Raw genomic sequence first — 18056 nt, 5'->3', positions numbered from 1 at the left:
CGTGAATCTTCCTCCGGACCCCGCCAGCTGCGGTTCTAGTTCTTGACGTATCCGTTCGGATTCAGAACGAACTTGGTTGCCGAACCGGCGTCGAATTCGGCGTAACCGCGCGGTGCATCCTCAAGGGGGATCGCTGTGGCGTTTACTGCCTTGGCGATCTGGACCTTGTCGTGCAGGATCGCCATCATCAGCTGGCGGTTGTACGACATGACGGGGCACTGTCCAGTGGTGAACGACAGGGACTTTGCCCATCCGGTGCCCAAGGACAGCGACAGGGAGCCGTGCTTTGCTGCCTCGTCAATTCCACCAGGGTCTCCGGTGACATACAGGCCGGGAATTCCAAGGGCACCGCCTGCAGCGGTGATGTCCATGAGCGAATTCAGCACCGTGGCGGGGGCCTCGTGAGAGGCGTCCTTGCCGTGACCGCGGGCTTCGAACCCTACGGCGTCGACGCCGCAGTCCACTTCGGGGACGCCAAGGATTTGCTCGATCTGGTCCTTCGGATCGCCGTTGGTGACGTTCACCGTTTCGCAGCCGAAGGAGCGGGCCTGAGCCAGGCGGTCTTCGTTCATGTCACCGACAATCACGACGGCGGCGCCGAGCAGCTGCGCGCCGACGGCGGCCGCGAGGCCCACCGGGCCGGCACCGGCAATGTAGACGGTGGATCCGACGCCCACTCCTGCGGTGACGGCGCCGTGAAAGCCTGTGGGGAAGATATCGGAAAGCATGGTCAGGTCCATGATCTTTTCCAGGGCCTGGTCACGGTCCGGGAACCTGAGCAGGTTCCAGTCAGCGTAGGGGACCAGCACGTATTCGGCCTGGCCGCCCACCCAGCCGCCCATATCCACATAACCATAGGCGCTGCCCGGGCGGTCAGGGTTGACGTTCAGGCAGATGCCCGTCTTGCGCTCCTTGCAGTTCCGGCAACGGCCGCAGGAGATGTTGAAAGGTACAGAGACAATGTCTCCCACCTTGATGAACTCCACGTCAGGACCGACCTCCACCACTTCGCCGGTGATTTCATGGCCAAGGACGAGGTCCTTAGGCGCCGTGGTCCGGCCCCTGACCATGTGCTGGTCCGAGCCGCAGATATTGGTGGTCACCGTGCGGAGGATCGCGCCGTGGGGTACTTTTCGGCCCACATTGGCCGGATTGACACCAGGCCCATCTTTCAGTTCGAACGTCGGGTAGTCGGTGTTGATGATTTCGACGACACCCGGTTCTTTGTAGGCGACGGCTTTGTTTCCTGACATGGACACTCCTTTGGGTAGGGGTATTTGGTGCCAGGCCTTCCATTCGGATGGCCTGGCACTGGTCCGGCAAAGTTGCAGGCGCTGCCCCATGGCCCGTGAGGGATGCTTCGATGAGGATACCTCCCCAGGTTTCAGGCCACCGAAGCACCCTTCACGGGCACGGGACCGACGGTCGAAGAGCCTGTACTGATGAGATTAGGGTCACAGGAGCTGCAATAAAAGCGCAAGATTCTGAGGATAACCCTGCGGAATTGATGCATGATCAGTGTCCCATCAAGACGTGCAAGGGAAAAGCTGAAGGGACTGGGCCCGGTGATTACCGAACCCAGTCCCTTCAACCCCAGCTCACAGGTGAGCTGGTCAAATTGCGGGTGTTATTTCTTTTCGGGGAGGAACATTGCCTTTTCCAGCGGTGTCACGGTGAGTGATTTGAGCTGCGCGGTACCGCCTTCGGCGAAGAGGGCCATCTTGTCGGCTCCCGGGTTGGGGAATACCTGGTCGGTGATGGTCTTCAGGCCGTTCTGGGCGAACACCTCTACGGAGGAGCGGTCGAGGTAGATCCGCATAATGACGTTGCCGTTCTTGTCCAGCGTGACGGCGGCGTCCTCGATGGATGCAAAGGCCGGGTGGAATGTGGTGTTGCCGGATTTGGTGCGGTCAACGAACATCTTGCCGGTCGTGGCATCGTAGCCGATGACGGTGGACGATTGTCCGTCACCAAGGACGGTGATGCCGGATTTTTTTGCGGTACCGGGGGCGAAGCTGATGTCCACCTGCTGCACCTGGCCTGCCGACTGTGCAGGAAGCGGGTGCGTTCCTGCGGAAATCGGGCCGCCCTTCTTGTCGTTGTAGCTGGCTTTCCCTCCCAGTTTTTCCACTTGCTTCACGGCGCTTTGGGTGAGGCGGGGGCCGTCAGGGGTTTGGGTGAGTTTCACTTCCCGGGGAAGGGCCATGGCGCTGCGCCAGGGGTTGGTTGGGATGTTGTTGGCGTAGTCCCAGTTACTCATCCAGCCCAGCATGATCCGCTTGTCCTCGGGCATGTTGCCGAAGGAGACAGCGGCGTAGTAGTCACGGCCGTAATCCAGCCAGTCATAGGACTCCAGCCGGGACGTCGCCGGGGCGGGGCTTGCTGTGAATTCGTCCGCGAGAATGTGCCCCCAGCCGAACCGGTTGTTGTCGACAACCTTGATTTGTGCCTGCCGGCCAACGAATTCCTTGACATCCCAGGATGCCCAGTCCAGGTTCTCACTGTCGTTGCCGGTGGCCGTACGTACCACCTTCCCGTCGACGACCAGGTTCACCGTTTCTTCATCGGACCTGGGAACAGCAGCGGTGTCGGTGAGCATGACGTGGTCAAGCGTCAGGTGTCCCCACCCGCCGGTAGCCTGGTCAACGATACGCAGCTGGGCGTTTTGCCCGGCGAATTCGGAGACATCCCAGCCTTTCCAGTTCAGCAACCCGCCGTTGTCGCCGGCCAGGGAGCGGACCACGTTGCCATTGATGAGCAGCTGGACGGCGAGGGTCTGTCCGGAGTCGGCGGAGCGGTTGCCTCCTCCCACCAACATGCTCATGAAATTCTTCGTGATGGGGAACCCGGGTGATGTAAGGGTACCTTGGCGGTCATCACCGGGAACCGTCCCGGTTTCGAAGGTGTTGATCCGTTTGGCGCCAAGGTAATAGTCCCCGCCGCTCGTGGCCGGCTGGAAATTGGGGGTCAGGTCTCCTGTGCCGGTCCAGCCGGCATTGGCCAGCGTCGTCCCCTCGGGAACTTCGAAGCCGTCAAACTTGAGTTCGCCCTCAGGCGGGTTATTGTCCAGCTTGTCCGAGACGTGGGGGTGCTTGCCTCCGCCCACCAGGAAGTTCAAGTAGTTGTCGGTCACGGTGAAGGTGGGTGACTGCATGGAACCGAGGGGCCAGTCCCCATCATTGAAGGAGTTGATCAGCCCGCTGCCGCCGAATCCGGTTACCGGGCTCTGACCGGGCAGGGAACCGGTGGCCGGGGCGTCACCGAAGGGGCCGTTCTTCCAGTTGCCCGGTTCGTTGTTCACCGTCCAGCCGTTGTAGGTTCCGTCGTTGAATCCTGCCAGCACCGTTCCGGCCGGGGCGGCAGCGGCTGGTTTGGTGGATTCGGAGGTGAACGTGGTGCCGTCAAAGTTGCCCACGAAGTACTGGACGGCGGAGCCTCCGGCGACGCCGCCGGGGTTGATGCTGACGATCATGACCCATTTGACGTTGTTCGGGTCGCCGTCAACAGCCAAGGGGAACAGGTCGGGGCATTCCCACTGCCCGCCGGTGGCGTTGGCCGGCCCGAAGTCGCTCAGGGCGGTCCAGTCCTTGAGGTTGTCGGACTTGTAGAGGACAACCTTGTGCTCCTGCGATTCCACCGCGGTCATGACCCAGTAGCCTCCGCCGGCCGGGTTGTCATACCAGAAGACTTTCGGGTCGCGGAAGTTGGCTGAGTTCCGGCTTAGGACGGGATTGCCGTCGTACTTGGTCCATGTCTGGCCGTCATCCAGGCTGTAGGCCAGGGACTGGGCCTGCAGGCCGCGGTGCGGGGACGCTTCCTTGTAGGCACTGGTGTAGATCGCGATCAGGGGCGGGTTTTCCTTGGTGCCCAGTCCGGACGTGTTGTTTTTGTCGACGACGATGCTGCCGGAGAAGACATCCTCCTGGGCATCGGTGGAGATGGCCAGCGGCTGCTCTTCCCAGTGGACGAGGTCCTTGGACGTGGCATGGCCCCAGGACATGTTCCCCCAAGTGTTCCCGGAGGGGTTGTGCTGGTAGTACAGGTGGTAGACGCCCTTGTGGAACACGAGCCCGTTGGGATCGTTCATCCAGTTCTTTTCAGGCGTGAAATGGATGGCTGGCCGGTGCAGCTCATCCCCGGGTTCGACGGCGGACGCGGGCATGGCACCAGCCATGCAGTGGCGAGCGAGAGGCTGGCCAGTGTCAGTGCGGAGACGCAGCGCGCTCCCCGCATTGTGGATTGTTTCATGTTGCTTGTGTCGCCCTTCATTGCGCGTGTCTAGCCAGTAGACAACGTTGTCAGTCGGTGCGATGGACTCTAAAAGATGTCTATCGGACAAGTCAACGGTCATATTGCGGCCGATTTTTGCGCCTGAAGTACCTTGCCGGGCGAGGGCACGACGAGGGGCCCCGCGTCCGCAGGACGGGGGCTGTGATGTGCGAAGAGGCGGCCCTTGAGGGAAAAACCCCGGGGGACTCCTACCCTCTGGCCGCTGTGTGCAGCGGGGCTATAGGACCGGGTTCAGCCAGGTCAGCTCCGAGGCGTCGCCTTCGATGTGGCGGGCCAACTCCTCGTTGAACCTGGCGCCGTAGTCCGCGGTGATGTGCTCCTGGAACGCGGCTTCATCCCGGTAGACCTCGAAGACGAAGTATTCCCGGGGGTTCTCTTCGCGGGTGTAGGGAAGAAACAGTTCGTTGCCTGGTTCGTTGCGGACGTGTCGGGTCAACTCGGCCATCATTTCGGCAACGCGGGCCTCACTGCCGGCTTTGACGGTGAACTCGGCATACAAGGTTTTGGTCATGATCTCTCTTCGGGTTGGTTTGGCAGGAATGTGGTTCGTTGGGGGAAGGGGGTTATGCCGGCGGGCGGATTTCGCCGGAGCCTCTTTGGATGAGCTCGGAGGGGACAATGTAGGTCTGCGCAGGTTGATCGTCGCCGTCAATTCTTGCCAGGAGCCGTTCAGCTGACTTGACGCCAATCCGCTCCGGATGTTGAGCGATGACAGTAACCCCGGGGTCCATCATGTCGGCGAGCGTGAAGTCGTCAAAGCCGACAAGTGCCACACGCTTGTGTGCGCCAAGCTCCTTCAGCGCGCGCATCGTTCCGAAGGTGACGAGGTTCTGGCTGGAGAAGATTGCCGTCGGAGGATCCTCGGAATTCAACAGTTCCAGGGCCGCCCGCCTCGCTGCTTCCTCATCATGAAGATTGTCGATGACGGGGAGGGCGGAGGTGGGAATTCCTGCCCCGCCGACCTCCTCGAGGAAGCCCCGCCGGCGCTCCCGCGCGGTTTGGATGTCTGTGCGGTCGCCGAGGTAGGCCACTTTGGTGTGTCCGTGCGCCAGCAGATGTGCGGCCGCTTTGCCCGCACCCACTGCGTTGTCGGTGACCACGGCATCGGCCTCCACTCCTACCGGCTCCCGGTCAATAAAGACCATTGGCAGGTTTCTGGAGTGCTCCGGGATCATATAGGCCTGGTTTTTGGCGATCGGCGTCAGGACAAGGCCGTCCACCCGCCTGCCCAGGAAAGCGGCGATGATGGCCTGCTCCCGATTGGGGTCGTCGTCGAGGCTGGCGGCGAAAACGGCTATTCCCCGGGCGCCAAGCGCATCCTCCATGGCCCGGTGGATCTCACCGCTGAACGGGTTGGAGACGCTGGGCAGCAGGAGGCCAACCGAGAGGGTCCTCCTGCCCGCCCGGCGGAGGCTGCCGGCTGTGACGTCCAGCTGGTAGTTGAGCTGCGCAATGGCATCGAGCACCTTTTGCCGGGTGGCCTCAGATACCCCGGCCTCGTCGTTGATTACTCGTGAAACGGTTTTGATTCCGACACCCGCGAGTGCCGCTACGTGGCGCATCGTGGGTCGCGTCGGGGACAAGGGTGGTTGGTAACGATCGGACATCGTTGTCAAGAAAGTCGCTCCTTCTCGTTCTTTTCCTATTGACCTTAGCGTGTGATCCTGCTTACCTCGTTATGACATCGTTGTCGAGGCTCGCTAGGGCCTCAAACACCAGGAGATTCAATGTTGAGTTCCAAAGCATCCCGTTCAATGGCCACCCGCGTGTTCGCGGCAGGAGCGGTCCTGACGTTGGGAGCGGTCAGCCTTTCTGCCTGCGGCGGCAGTTCCAGCAGCCCCTCAGCCAGCGGAGGTTCCGCTGATGAGAAGGTGGGCGTCTCCCTGATCGTGAAGACCACCACCAACCCGTTCTTCGTTTCCATGCAGGACGGTGCAAAGAAGGCCGCCGAAACAGACGGGGTTGACCTGAAGCTGGCCGCCGGCAAGGCCGACGGTGATGAGGAAACGCAGATCCAGGCGATCGAAAACGCCATTTCCAAGGGGGACAAAGGGATCCTGATCACGCCCAACGGCCCCTCGGTGGTTGACGCCCTGAAGAAGGCCAAGGATGCAGGCCTGTTCGTCATCGCCCTGGACACTCCGCCGGACCCCGCCGATGCCGCCGACATCACGTTCGCGACAGACAACTTCGCCGCCGGCGAGCTGATCGGTAAGTGGACCGCCGCGCAGCTGGACGGCAAGAAGGCCACCATCGCCCTGCTGGACCTCTTCGACGACAAGGTCGTCTCGGTGGACTACAACCGTGACCAGGGCTTCCTGACCGGGCTGGGCATCGACACCGCTGACAAGAAGAAGAACGGTGATGAGGCCAAGACCGGCAAGTACACAGGCGGCAAGGGCGGGGAGTACGAAATCGTCGGCAGCCAGGCCTCCCAGGGCGCCGAGGACGGCGGACGCACGGCGATGGAAACCCTCCTCGCCAAGAACCCGAACGTCAACGTCGTCTACACCATCAACGAACCCGCCGCTGCCGGCGCCTTCGAGGCACTGAAGTCCGCGGGCAAGGAGAAGGACGTGCTCGTGGTTTCGGTCGACGGCGGCTGCACCGGCGTGAACAACGTCAAGTCCGGCGTTATCGGCGCCACCGCCCAGCAGTACCCGGTCAAGATGGCCGAGCTTGGCGTGAAGGCCATCGTGGATCTGGCCAAGACCGGCAACAAGCCTGCCAACTCGCCGGGCCTGGACTTCTACAACACCGGCGTCGAACTCGTCACTGACAAACCGGCCGACGGCATCAAGAGCATCACCACCACCGAAGCTTCCGAGATCTGCTGGGGCAAGTAGAACCCCAACCATGCGCCCGGGGAGGCCGCGCTCCGTTCCGGCCTCCCCGGAGCACCACTTCCGCGTTAGTACGCGCCCGCAAACCATCATCGAAGATCAGGACCCATCGTGACCCAGCAACAGACCGCCGGCCCGCCCAGCGCCGGGCATGCAGACCTGGCGGAGGAATTCCTTGACCGCCAGACCCCGCTCAGCAGGATCCGCAACATCCTGCACCGCTATCCCGCCCTCAGCCCGGCCCTCGTACTTCTCATCGCGGTGGTGGTGTTCGGCCTGCTTAATGACAGGTTCCTGCGGGTTGAAAACCTCTCGCTGATCACCCAGCAGGTTTCCGTCGTCGGCACCCTCGCCATCGCCCAGACGCTCATCATCCTCACGGCCGGGATTGACCTGTCCGTCGGAGCCGTGATGATCCTGTCCTCCATGGTGGTGGCCCAGCTCGCCGTCAACAACGGACTCCCCGCGCCCGTTGCCCTGCTCGCAGGCCTGATCGTGGGACTCGCCGCCGGAGCCGTGAACGGATTCCTTGTCACCAGGTTCCGGCTCCCGCCGTTCATCGTCACCCTCGGCACCCTGAACATCTTCATCGCACTGACGCTGCTTTACTCCAACGGAGCAACAGTGCGCGGTTCGGCAATGCCGGGCCTGCTGACCTGGACCGGAACCACCTTCCCGGTGGGCGGCGTCAGGATCTCCACAGGCGTCGTCGTGATGCTCCTGCTCTACATCGCCATCGCCTTCATCCTCGGCAAGACCGCCTGGGGCCGGCACGTCTACGCCGTCGGCGATGACAAGGAAGCCGCCCGCCTGGCCGGCATCGCCGTGAACAAAGTCCTCATGAGCGTCTACCTCGCGGCCGGCGCCGTCCTGGCCATCGGCGCCTGGATCCAGATCGGCCGCACCAACGCAGCCAGCCCCAACGCCGGCGTGGACCTGAACCTCGACTCCATCACCGCCGTCGTCATCGGCGGAACCAGCCTCTTCGGCGGCCGCGGCTCGGTCTGGGGAACACTCCTCGGCGCCCTGATCGTCGGCGTCTTCCGCAACGGACTCTCCCTCGCCGGCCTGGACGTTCTGTACCAGACCCTCGCGGTCGGCGTCCTGATCATCCTCGCTGTGTCCATCGACCAGTGGATCCGAAAGGTCAAGTCATGACCATGACAGAATCAGCAGCCTCCCACACCGCCACCCGCGAGCCCATCCTGTCAGCCAGGAACCTCGTCAAGACCTTCGGCCGCGTCGTTGGCCTGGACGGGGTCAGCCTCGACCTGTACCCGGGCGAAGTCCTGGCAGTCATCGGCGACAACGGCGCAGGCAAATCAACCCTGATCAAATGCCTCACCGGAGCAGAGGTCCCGGATTCCGGCGAACTCTTCGTCTCAGGACAGCCGGTACATTTCAAGCGGCCCCAGGACGCCCGTGTCCACGGCATCGAAACGGTGTACCAGAACCTTGCGGTATCGCCGGCGCTCGATGTGGCGTCAAACCTGTTCCTCGGGCGTGAAGAGCGGGTGCCCGGTCCGCTGGGCAAGCTCTTCCGCGTCCTGGACACGAAGGGAATGCGCCGCAAAGCCAAGGATGAGCTCACCCGGCTCGGCATCTCCACCCTCCAGGACGTCACCGTCCCGGTCGAGAACCTCTCCGGCGGCCAGCGCCAGGCCGTTGCCGTGGCCCGTGCCGCGGCGTTCGGTTCAAAGGTTGTTGTGCTGGATGAGCCGACGGCGGCGCTGGGCGTGCGCGAATCCAACCAGGTCCTGCAGCTGGTCCGGGACCTCCGGGACCGCGGCCTGCCCGTCATCCTGATCAGCCACAATATGCCCCACGTGTTCGACGTGGCCGACCGGATCCACATCCAGCGCCTCGGCAAATGCGCGGCCACCATCACTCCCCAGTCCCACAATATGACCGATGCAGTGGCAATCATGACCGGTGCAGCCACCGCCTGATCAACTGCTTGCCCCGACGTCAGTCCGCGGACCAGGTCACCGGTCCGCGGACTGATGTCGCTTGAACAGCCCCACCCCATCACCTCCCCACGAGAGACAGACCATGGATTACCTCACAACAGCCCGGCAGGACCTTCACCCGACACTTGACGTCACTGTCGTGGGCGAAGCGCTGATCGACGTGGTCACCACCTCAAACGGCCAGGTGGAACACCCGGGCGGCTCGCCGGCCAACGTCGCTTATGGGCTTGGCCGCCTCGGCGTCACCACAGGTCTGCTCACGGCCATCGGGCCGGACGCCCGGGGGACCGCCATCGAAAAACATCTCCGCAGCGCGGGAGTCACACTCCTGCCCGGCTCGAAATCCCTCACCCGGACACCGTCGGCAACAGCAACCCTCGCTTCGGACGGCTCCGCCACGTACGAGTTCGATATCTCCTGGGACCTGGCCCCCACGCCGCCCGCGTACTTCCCCAAAATCCTGCACACGGGGTCCATCGCCACTTTCCTCAGCCCAGGCGCCAGCGCCGTAAAAGCTCTGCTCGAACAGGCCCACCGGCACTGCATGATCACCTACGACCCCAACATCCGGCCGGCCCTCCTCGGCAGCCACACGGAAGCGAAAGCCATCTTCGAAGAGCTCGTGGCCCTCACCGACGTGGTCAAACTCAGTGATGAGGATGCCCGGTGGCTGTACCCCCGGAAAAGCGTGGACGAAACCGCAGCGCACATCCTCGGACTGGGCACCCGGTTGACCGTCATTACTAAAGGCGGTGACGGCTCACAATTCACCTCAACGGCCGCCACCATCGGCATCCCTGCCGTGAAGACGACGGTTGCAGATACCATCGGCGCCGGGGACTCCTACATGTCCGCCCTGATCCTGGGCTTCCTCACCAGGGGAACCGAAGGCTTCGCCCCGGCTGTCCTGGAGCAGCTTGGACACACCGCGGCCGCCGCCGCGGCCATCACCGTGCAGCGCCCCGGGGCGAACCCGCCGACCCTTGAGGAACTGAACGCCGCACTCGAAGCCAACGCGCCTGCCCAATACGCGGGTGCTTGAAGCACATCGTCACCAAGGGGCTGGTCCTGCCATCATTTTCTGCGGGTCCTTAGGCCCTGAGTTGTAGCGGATCCTTCGCCTGGGCTGGTTGGGCTTTCCCGGCCTGCCTGCCCGCGCTGGAGACGGGCTTCACCCGCCGAAGTGCGGCGAGAATGGCCCGCCCCACCACCGCGATTCCGATGATCGTGGTGATGGCGCGCAGGGTGTCCCAGCCCGCCGTCGACGTCACCAGCGAGTAGAGCAGGAAGCTGCTGAGATTGGTGCCCAGCGGCGCGCCCGGCACGTAGGAGATGCCCGTACCGGCGCCCACCGCGAACGGCCAGAACCACAGGTTGGTCAGCAGGCCGAACAGGTAGGACGCCACCACGCCGTAGCCGGCCAGCATCCACAGTTCGGCCTTGCCCCGCACCCGGCGGGGGAGCAGGCCGGCACCCGCGCCCACCCACGCGCAGGCGAAGATCTGGAACGGGGTCCACGGCCCGATGCCGCCCCACAGCACGCTCGAGACCGCGATGGTGGCCGCGCCGAGGAGCAGCCCGAACCGGGCACCGAACGCCCGGCCGGCCAGGATCAGCAGGATAAAGACCGCCTCCACGCCCCCGACGCCGGTACTCGCCACCCGCACCGCGGAACCTACCGCGGCCAGGACGCCGAGCAGCGCCACCGTGTGTGCCGAGCGGACGGATCCGTCGAGCGACACCACGATAGCGACGACGGCGATGGGCGCCATGGCCAGCGCCGCGTAGGGGAGCGCCGCGGCCGCATCCTGCGGGAGCGCGGCGGACAGGAGCGGCCAGCAAAAGGCACCGAGGGCCAGAAGGTTTGCAGCGGCGAGGACTGCGAGCTCGACGGGCCGCGGCATCCGGATGCGGGGCGACTTCGTCGCGCCGTGAGAATCAGCTGGTTCGTCGGTGAACTTTCGTACTGGGATCCGTGGTGCTGCTGCGGGGTGTGCCGAGACGGCATCGGCCGGGGCGGCTTCCGTCCCGGCAGAGGGCGCGACGCCGTCACTCATCGGGAGGATCCGGGCACCGAGGCTGTGGGCAAAGTTGCGGTCATGGGTGGCGATCAGGACGGCAGTGCCTGCCTCCGCCGCGGCCCGCAGCGCCGCCGAGACTGCCGTCCGTGCTGCGGGATCAAGGCCGCGGGTAGGCTCATCGATCAGGAGCACCTGCGGATCGTCCATGGTCTGCAGCGCGATGGCAAGGATCCTGCGCTCTCCGGCGGAAAGGTCGCGGGGATGCTCTTGCCCGATGGGAATGGCGTCTCCCCGCAAACGGGCCAGATGCGAAGCTGCCGAGCCGGGCGGGGGCTGGATGCCCCCTTTTCGGCGGGCCTGGCGCCGCTCGGCGGCGCGCAGCTCTCCCGCGACCGTATCTCGGGTGAAGAGGTCGTCCGAGGCGTCCGGCACCAGGGCCACCCGAGCGCCGTCGCCCGTGCCGCCGTCGTACTTAGTTGATCCGCCCGTACTTTCGCCGAGCGCAAGCGCCACCAGGAGGGAGGACTTTCCGGCCCCGTTCGGTCCCACAAGGGCCACCACTTCACCCCGGTGCAGGGTCAGGGACGCATCACGCACCAGCGGCTTGCCCTTGCGGTGCACCGCAAGGTTGGTCGCCGTCAGCACGGGGGGAACATCCGCTGGCTCTTCCGGCGATTCACGGAGCTCAACAGGGGGCGAAGGGGAGGGGGCGGCACCCGGGACCAAGGCGCCGCGGTCAATGGTCCACCAGAAATCGGCAACGGGCACGAGTGCTTCCGCGCGGTGTTCGGCCACGATCACACAGACTCCCGCGTCGCGGGCGAGGGCATGAAGTACCGAGATGACACGGCCGCGGGCTGCGGTATCCAGATCGGCGAGGGGCTCATCCACCAGCAGCAGCGCCGGGTGGTCCACTACAGCGGAGGCAATGGCCACGAGCGTTGCCTCACCCGCCGAGAGGGTGCTGAGATGCCGGTCCAGCAGTGCCGTCACGCCAATCTGCCCGGCGACTTCCTGCACCCGCTCCTTGGTGGCAGCGGATGGCAGGCCGCGCAGTTCAAGGGCGAGGGAAATTTCGTCCCGGACCCGGGTGCTGGCGAAGGCGGCGCGGGGGTTCTGCAGGACGACACCGACGTGGCGGGCGGTATCGCGCGGCGGAGTGGCGGAGCGGTCCGCCCCGGCGACGCGGACGGTGCCGGAGAGGTCGCCGCCGTCCACGTGCGAGAGGAGACCGGCGATACCCCGGAGAACGGTGGACTTGCCTGAGCCGGTAGGTCCGGTGATAACCGTGATGGAGCCACTGGCGGGGGTGAATCCGGCAACGTGGACGGCCGCGTCCCCGATCCGGAAGCGTGCGTCCCGAATGAGAACTCGAGCGTCGGAATGGGAGCCAGACTGAGGTGCCGCCCGGCTCCCGAAGCCGCGCAGTTCCAGGGCCGCGGCAACCCTGCTGGCGTGTTCAAGGGTGCGCTCGAGCACGGGCACCAGGGCGCGGGGGCCGAAGCGTTCACCCCGTAACCGGAACGCCAGGCGTACGGAGGTGACGGCGTCGGCCAGTGCAGGGAGCGCCGCCCATGCCACCACAAGCATCCGGGCTATGCCCTGCATGGGGCCGCGGCGGGCCAGGAACACGAAGCCGCGGGCCACGTCCACCCTGGCGTTGAGCAGGCCGAAGCCGACGAACAGTCCGGCGATGGGAAGGGCGGACAGGACCGCGGCCCACAGCCCGGGCCCGGAGACCGGACCGAGGAAGACCACATGGGCGTACGGGGCCGGCAGCCGCATGGCCGGGAAGTCGAGCAGGACGGGCGAGCCGATGCCCGCGCCGTTGAAGAGAACGCGGTAGATGACCCGCGCCGCGATGAACACGACGGCCAGAGCAATGCCGGCGCGCAGCGGCGCGGGTCGAAAGGTCATGCCTTGGGGGCGGCCGGTTCGCCGTCGACGGTGTAAAGCAGTTCCAGGCTCTCGCCGGGGCTTACCTTCAAGGTTGCGACGCCTTCCTGGGCGTAGCCCCACTCACCGGAGGCCGGCTTGACCCACAGCGACCAGTAGGCGAAGGCAGCGGACATGTCCTTGCATTCCTCGCGGTAGGTGCCGCCCTTGTGCTTAATATCGAAGTCGGCGGCGGGCACGCTGTTCACCCGGCATACCGTGTCGGGGTACTTCGTGCTGCCCTCGGTCTTGATCTTTGCCTCGTCGAGAACCTTGGAAGCCACGGTGGGTCCGTCCACGGGCACGCACACGGACTTGTCGGCGGCGGCCTGCTTCAGGGAGCCGGAATCGACAATAACCTTCACGCCGGTGCAAGGTCCGTCGGAGGCACTGGGGGAGGAGGCTGCCGAGGAAGCCGGGTCGGAGGCAGCAGGCTGGGTGGCCGGCGCGGAGCAGGCGGCGAGGGAAAACAGGAGACCGGCGGCGGCGAGCGAGCTCGTGGCGGCGGTGCGCATCTTAGTCAAAGTCACTTGTCAAGGGTAGGACGTTGTTTGGCCGAATTCGGATGCGATCGCGTTTTGTGACGCTAGTTCTCAAGGCAAATGAAGGAGGTCCGCTATTACAGGGACAACTCCATAAAAACGCTGTTGGGATCCAGAGTGTAGCCGGCAAACGGCGGGCACTCGGTGAAGCCGTTCCGGGCGTACAGCCGCCGGGCAGGGGCGAAGTACTCCTCGGTTCCGGTCTCGAGGTAGACACGCCTGAGTTGTCGGGTGCGGGCGTCGTCGAGGATGTGCCGGAGCATCCGGGTGGCTACGCCCCGGCCGCGTGCGCTTGCTGTAGTGCGCATGGACTTGATCTCGCCATCCATCGCCCCGGAAGGGGAGTCCAGGAGCTTGAGGGCGCCGCACCCCAGCAGGCCGCCGTCCTCACGGGCCGTCCAGAACGTGATGGACGGTCCGGACAGGGCGGAGGGGTCCAGGGCGTGGACGCTTTCGGCCGGCGAGGTGGCGTACATGTCCGCCAGGTGTTCGCTGAGGAGCTGATGGACGTCGGCCCGTGCGGGGTCGTCCCGGTCAATGGAAATCATCGGCTCAAATCTACCGGCTGGCACTGCGGAATCCTCAACCCGGCCTGCGAATTCCGAGGGTCTGGACCCCGGGATCGGCCCGATTTATGGTGAAAAGGTGGCGGCTGCCTGACTGGCAGGATGGCCAGTGCTGCCGGTCCGCTGTTGCGGCCGTCCGTCACGAGTGACCAGGAGCCGGACGACCGGATCGCCTGGCGCAGCACCGATGGCAAGTCCCACGCCGGAATCATCAGGTTCACGCCGCTGGATCCGAACCACACGAAGGTCAAAGTCCATTTCGAATGGGCGCCGGAAACCCTGACCGAAAAGGCAGGCGCCGCACTGAAGATCGACGAGATGCAGGTAAAGGCCGACATGCGGAAGTTCAAGGCCTTCATCGAATCGCGCGGTACCGAAACCGGCGGCTGGCGCGGCGAAGTCCAGGACAGCGGGCCCACCGGCCACTTCTAGCAGTGCCCGTGGTGGGGAAGCGACGCATCACCAACAGAAAGCGGACGACGGCGGGAACCTCCCGCAGTCGTCCGCTCGCCTCTGTGTGAGGGGCGCTAGGTCATCGCCCTACGAGGCCCATGTGCAGATCGTTGTAGCGGTTCCCCTGCACGCCGATCCGGGCGGCGACCACGTTGAGGTCAGCCACTTCATCGGCTGACAGGGCAACAGCGGTGGCAGCTGCGTTCTCCTCAAGGCGCTCGCGGCGGCGGGTCCCGGGGATCGGCACAATCCACGGCTGCTGTGCCAGGAGCCAGGCCAGCGCAATCTGCCCCGGCGTGGCATTTTTGACGGCGGCGAGTCCGGCCACATGATCCACCAAGGCTTGGTTGGCGGCGCGGTTCTCGGGTGTGAAGCGCGGGATGGTGCCGCGGACGTCACCCTCGGAGAATTGCGTGGCCGTATTAACGGTTCCGGTGAGGAAGCCCTTGCCCAGCGGGCTGAAGGGCACAAAGCCGATCCCCAGTTCCGCCAGCGTTGGCAGCACTTCCGGCTCCGGGTCCCGCGTCCACAGCGAGTATTCGCTTTGCACGGCGGTCACCGGAAAGACGGCGTGGGCGGCCCGGATGGTGGCGGCCGAGGCTTCCGACAACCCGAAGTGGCGGACCTTGCCGGCCTGGACGAGTTCGCCCACGGCACCGGCCACCTCTTCGATGGGCACGTTGGGGTCCACGCGGTGCTGGTAGAAGAGGTCGAGCGTGTCCACACGCAACCGGCGCAGTGACTCGTCGGCCACGCGTTTGATCCGCTCGGGTGAACTGTCCAGCCCCACCGACTTCCCGTTCTCGATCCGCCAGCCGAACTTGGTGGCGATGACCACCGCGTCCCGGACCGGTGCGAGTGCTTCGCCCACCAGTTCCTCGTTGACGAAAGGCCCGTACACCTCGGCGGTATCAAAGAAATTGATGCCGATCTCCACCGCGTCGCGGAGCACACCGATCATCGCCTGGCGGTCGCCGGGGTTGGGGCCATAGCTCTGGGACATGCCCATGCAGCCAAGGCCGACCGCCGAGACCTGCAGGCCCTGCCCAAGTGTCCGTGTATGCATCATGTCTCCCTTGCTGATGATCGCCCGGCCGACGCCGCTGTGCCGGGCCTTTCTCCAGTCAACGTCTTTCCGGGCCCACAAGGGAGTCCCTGTTGAAACGGGTTCTGGCAGGACCCCGTTATCCGGTGCCCCGGCGGCAGCTACTGGTCGGCCCCCTTGCCACAGCCAGGCCATCCCGTGGGACGATAGGTCCACCGGGCCGATGGCGGGCCCGCTCGTGACGATGCATGCCGGGGGGCACTGTGGCAATTGATTCGAACAACGCGGACGCCATGACCGTGCTGGTTGCGGACGATGACGAAGGATCCCTGCTGGTGGCGAAAGCGGCGGTGGAGAAATCGGGGCACAAGTGCATCGTGGCCACGGACGGAACGGCTGCCTGGGAGCTTTACGAGGAACTCCGTCCCCAGGTTGTGGTCAGCGACCTGATGATGCCGGGGCTCAATGGGTTTGATCTGTGCCGCGGGATCCGGGCCGCCGAAACGAGCTCCTATACGTACGTGATGCTGCTGACCTCGCACGGCGCCAGGGAGGACGTGCTGGAAGGCATGAGGGCAGGCGCGGACGACTACGTGACCAAGCCGCTGGACCCCTTCGTCCTGCACACCCGCCTGCTGGCTGCCCGGCGGGTCACGGCGCTCCACGGAGCGTTGGCCGACGCCCTGCACCAGGCCAAGGACAGCAATCAACGGCTTGCTGAGTTCACCGGCCGGGTCAGCCATGACCTCCGCAATCCGCTGACCTCCATCCTGGGGTACCTCGAGCTGGGGGCCATGGAGGCGGAATCGGGGCGGACCGGGGAAACCGCAGAGTACTTGGACATCGTTGATAGCGGTGCACGCAGGATGCTTTCCATGGTGGAGGAGCTGCTGGCGTTTTCTTCCATCGGCGGTTCACTGTCCAGGTCCCGGCTGTCGTTGGCAAGCCTGGTCAAGGAGGTCACCGATGACCTGGGGCCGGGCTTGCGGGAAGCCGGTGCCGCAGTGGAATGTGCGGACTTTGTTTTCGACGCCGACGAAAACCAGCTTCGGATTGCGCTGCAGAACCTGATCCAGAACGCAGTGGCGTACCGCCGCCCGGATGTGCCCCCGGTGGTCCGCATCAGCGGGCAGCCCGCCGGGGCCGGCGTGGTGATCCGGGTAGCGGACAACGGCAAGGGAATCAGCGCGGGGGACCGGCGCCGGGTGGTTGAACCGCTGGTCCGCCTGCACCGGGAAGGCGATCCTGCAGGTACCGGCCTGGGCCTGGCGACGTGTGCCAGCGTCGCTGCCGCCCATGGGGGACGGCTGGAAATCTCTTCAAACTCCAGCGGCGGGACGACCATCAGCATCTACCTTGGGGCGTTGTAGCACCGGCATTGGTCCCTGCGGTTCACCCACGGGAAACCCGGTTGTCCTCTTTCGTTCTCCTGCGACCAGCAGTCTTTTCACGCACCCTTTGCCCGGCGCACCCTTGCCGGGCGGACATCCCCGAGGTACCAGGAGTACTACGTGTTCGTGAAAAGCACCTTCGCCGCTGTCGCCGTCCTCGCCTCCCTGGCCGGAACCGCAGTGGCACCTGCCCAAGCCGAGGCGCCCAAGCCCGCGCCCGTCGTCGTCGGCCAGCCGCTGCCCGAGGCGCATGCCCACAACGACTACGAGCATGACAGGCCGCTGTTCGACGCCTTGGACCACGGCTTCACGAGTGTCGAAGCCGACGTGTGGCTGGTGGACGGTGAACTGCTGGTGGCCCACGACCTGGAAGACGCCAAGCAGGGCGTCACGCTCGAAAGCCTCTACCTCGACCCGCTTGAGGACCTGGTCCGCAGCCAGCCCGGCCACGCCGTCCACCCGCACTGGGATGGCAGCCTGCAGCTCCTGATCGACATCAAGAGTGAGGGCGCGGCCACTTACGCTGCTGTCGAGCAGGAGCTGGCCGAGCACCGCGACATCATGAGCCGCTACACCAACGGCAACGTCAAAACCGGCCCGGTGACCGCCGTCATCAGCGGCAACCGTCCGCTGGCCACCATGCAGGCACAGGACAAGCGGTTCAGCTTCTACGACGGCCGCTCCGCCGACCTCGCCACCGGCAAGCCCGCCGGCCTGATGCCGCTGGTCAGCGACAACTGGACCAAGCTCTTCACCTGGCAGGGCGTCGGCCCGATGCCCGAGGCCGAGCGCATCAAGCTTCGTGCCTACGTGCCGAGGCGCACGCCAACGGTTACCGCGTGCGCTTCTGGGCCACCCCGGACACGCCCGGCGCAGCCCGAGACGCCCTGTGGACCGAACTGGCCGATGCCGGCGTGGACCACATCAACACCGACGACCTCGCAGGCCTCCAGCAGTTCCTCACCGCCCGCACCGCCTAGTCCCATCCCAGCAGAAACAG

At 65.1% G+C, this 18056-nt stretch carries 14 protein-coding genes and 1 pseudogene; 7 read left to right on the top strand and 8 right to left on the bottom strand.

The genetic code is table 11. From position 1 onward, the window contains the following. Positions 1 to 35: 35 nt before the first annotated feature. From fdhA to AC3A4Z_RS07445, 4 genes are all read right to left on the bottom strand, one after another. On the bottom strand, positions 36 to 1253 hold the full coding sequence (fdhA, locus tag AC3A4Z_RS07460) for a formaldehyde dehydrogenase, glutathione-independent (RefSeq protein WP_142064968.1): 1218 nt from the start codon (positions 1251 to 1253) through the stop codon (positions 36 to 38). Positions 1254 to 1627: 374 nt separating this feature from the next. Then, positions 1628 to 4162: a GH32 C-terminal domain-containing protein gene (locus tag AC3A4Z_RS07455; protein WP_498710987.1), complete on the bottom strand. Its 2535-nt coding sequence runs from the start codon at positions 4160 to 4162 to the stop codon at positions 1628 to 1630. Between the two features lie 345 nt (positions 4163 to 4507). Beyond that, positions 4508 to 4801 (bottom strand): putative quinol monooxygenase, encoded by a 294-nt coding sequence (locus AC3A4Z_RS07450; RefSeq protein WP_285251004.1) that lies wholly within the window; start codon positions 4799 to 4801, stop codon positions 4508 to 4510. Positions 4802 to 4853: 52 nt separating this feature from the next. Next, a complete protein-coding gene (locus AC3A4Z_RS07445; protein ID WP_498711135.1) occupies positions 4854 to 5852 on the bottom strand; it encodes a LacI family DNA-binding transcriptional regulator in 999 nt (332 codons plus the stop codon). 165 nt (positions 5853 to 6017) lie between these two features. On the opposite strand from AC3A4Z_RS07445, the gene AC3A4Z_RS07440 reads away from it, so the two are divergent. The 4 genes from AC3A4Z_RS07440 (at position 6018) to AC3A4Z_RS07425 (ending at position 10145) form a co-directional block, all read left to right on the top strand. After that, positions 6018 to 7136, top strand: a complete 1119-nt coding sequence (locus AC3A4Z_RS07440; protein ID WP_498710986.1) for a substrate-binding domain-containing protein — start codon at positions 6018 to 6020, stop codon at positions 7134 to 7136. A gap of 108 nt (positions 7137 to 7244) precedes the next feature. Continuing rightward, the gene (locus AC3A4Z_RS07435; RefSeq protein ID WP_091423744.1) at positions 7245 to 8291 is read left to right on the top strand and encodes an ABC transporter permease; all 1047 of its coding nucleotides are present in this window, start codon (positions 7245 to 7247) and stop codon (positions 8289 to 8291) included. Continuing rightward, positions 8288 to 9082, top strand: a complete 795-nt coding sequence (locus tag AC3A4Z_RS07430) for an ATP-binding cassette domain-containing protein (protein WP_056077930.1) — start codon at positions 8288 to 8290, stop codon at positions 9080 to 9082. The genes AC3A4Z_RS07435 and AC3A4Z_RS07430 overlap by 4 nt, the downstream gene beginning before the upstream one ends. Before the next feature lie 103 nt (positions 9083 to 9185). After that, a complete protein-coding gene (locus AC3A4Z_RS07425) occupies positions 9186 to 10145 on the top strand; it encodes a carbohydrate kinase family protein (protein WP_498710985.1) in 960 nt (319 codons plus the stop codon). 49 nt (positions 10146 to 10194) lie between these two features. Here the strand turns inward: AC3A4Z_RS07425 and AC3A4Z_RS07420 are convergent, their stop codons facing one another. From AC3A4Z_RS07420 to AC3A4Z_RS07410, 3 genes are all read right to left on the bottom strand, one after another. After that, complete coding sequence (locus AC3A4Z_RS07420; protein WP_498710984.1) at positions 10195 to 13041, bottom strand: ATP-binding cassette domain-containing protein; 2847 nt, start codon at positions 13039 to 13041, stop codon at positions 10195 to 10197. Then, positions 13038 to 13589 (bottom strand): hypothetical protein, encoded by a 552-nt coding sequence (locus tag AC3A4Z_RS07415; protein WP_498710983.1) that lies wholly within the window; start codon positions 13587 to 13589, stop codon positions 13038 to 13040. The genes AC3A4Z_RS07420 and AC3A4Z_RS07415 overlap by 4 nt, the downstream gene beginning before the upstream one ends. Positions 13590 to 13678: 89 nt before the next feature. Further along, the gene (locus AC3A4Z_RS07410) at positions 13679 to 14149 is read right to left on the bottom strand and encodes a GNAT family N-acetyltransferase (protein WP_498710982.1); all 471 of its coding nucleotides are present in this window, start codon (positions 14147 to 14149) and stop codon (positions 13679 to 13681) included. Positions 14150 to 14269: 120 nt separating this feature from the next. On the opposite strand from AC3A4Z_RS07410, the gene AC3A4Z_RS07405 reads away from it, so the two are divergent. Continuing rightward, a complete protein-coding gene (locus AC3A4Z_RS07405) occupies positions 14270 to 14599 on the top strand; it encodes an SRPBCC family protein (RefSeq protein ID WP_498710981.1) in 330 nt (109 codons plus the stop codon). 100 nt (positions 14600 to 14699) lie between these two features. Here AC3A4Z_RS07405 and AC3A4Z_RS07400 read toward each other — a convergent pair whose 3' ends face one another. Beyond that, positions 14700 to 15686 (bottom strand): aldo/keto reductase, encoded by a 987-nt coding sequence (locus AC3A4Z_RS07400; protein ID WP_498710980.1) that lies wholly within the window; start codon positions 15684 to 15686, stop codon positions 14700 to 14702. Between the two features lie 242 nt (positions 15687 to 15928). Between AC3A4Z_RS07400 and AC3A4Z_RS07395 the strand changes: the two genes are divergently transcribed. After that, positions 15929 to 17035 (top strand): response regulator, encoded by a 1107-nt coding sequence (locus AC3A4Z_RS07395; protein ID WP_498710979.1) that lies wholly within the window; start codon positions 15929 to 15931, stop codon positions 17033 to 17035. A 141-nt stretch (positions 17036 to 17176) separates the two neighbouring features. Beyond that, positions 17177 to 18036, top strand: a pseudogene (locus AC3A4Z_RS07390) (phosphatidylinositol-specific phospholipase C/glycerophosphodiester phosphodiesterase family protein). Positions 18037 to 18056 lie beyond the last annotated feature (20 nt).

It is taken from the genome of Arthrobacter sp. Soil_C_49, from assembly GCF_057656635.1.
This window is presented reverse-complemented; position numbering and strand designations above follow the sequence as displayed.

Excerpts from the sequence above, each read along its gene's own strand:
- AC3A4Z_RS07455 (WP_498710987.1), bottom strand. The coding sequence starts at position 4,162 with ATGCCCGCGTCCGCCGTCGAACCCGGGGATGAGCTGCACCGGCCAGCC.
- AC3A4Z_RS07420 (WP_498710984.1), bottom strand. The coding sequence starts at position 13,041 with ATGACCTTTCGACCCGCGCCGCTGCGCGCCGGCATTGCTCTGGCCGTC.
- AC3A4Z_RS07405 (WP_498710981.1), top strand. The coding sequence starts at position 14,270 with ATGGCCAGTGCTGCCGGTCCGCTGTTGCGGCCGTCCGTCACGAGTGAC.
- fdhA (WP_142064968.1), bottom strand. The coding sequence starts at position 1,253 with ATGTCAGGAAACAAAGCCGTCGCCTACAAAGAACCGGGTGTCGTCGAA.
- AC3A4Z_RS07425 (WP_498710985.1), top strand. The coding sequence starts at position 9,186 with ATGGATTACCTCACAACAGCCCGGCAGGACCTTCACCCGACACTTGAC.
- AC3A4Z_RS07440 (WP_498710986.1), top strand. The coding sequence starts at position 6,018 with ATGTTGAGTTCCAAAGCATCCCGTTCAATGGCCACCCGCGTGTTCGCG.
- AC3A4Z_RS07410 (WP_498710982.1), bottom strand. The coding sequence starts at position 14,149 with ATGATTTCCATTGACCGGGACGACCCCGCACGGGCCGACGTCCATCAG.
- AC3A4Z_RS07445 (WP_498711135.1), bottom strand. The coding sequence starts at position 5,852 with ATGCGCCACGTAGCGGCACTCGCGGGTGTCGGAATCAAAACCGTTTCA.
- AC3A4Z_RS07450 (WP_285251004.1), bottom strand. The coding sequence starts at position 4,801 with ATGACCAAAACCTTGTATGCCGAGTTCACCGTCAAAGCCGGCAGTGAG.
- AC3A4Z_RS07430 (WP_056077930.1), top strand. The coding sequence starts at position 8,288 with ATGACCATGACAGAATCAGCAGCCTCCCACACCGCCACCCGCGAGCCC.
- AC3A4Z_RS07400 (WP_498710980.1), bottom strand. The coding sequence starts at position 15,686 with ATGCATACACGGACACTTGGGCAGGGCCTGCAGGTCTCGGCGGTCGGC.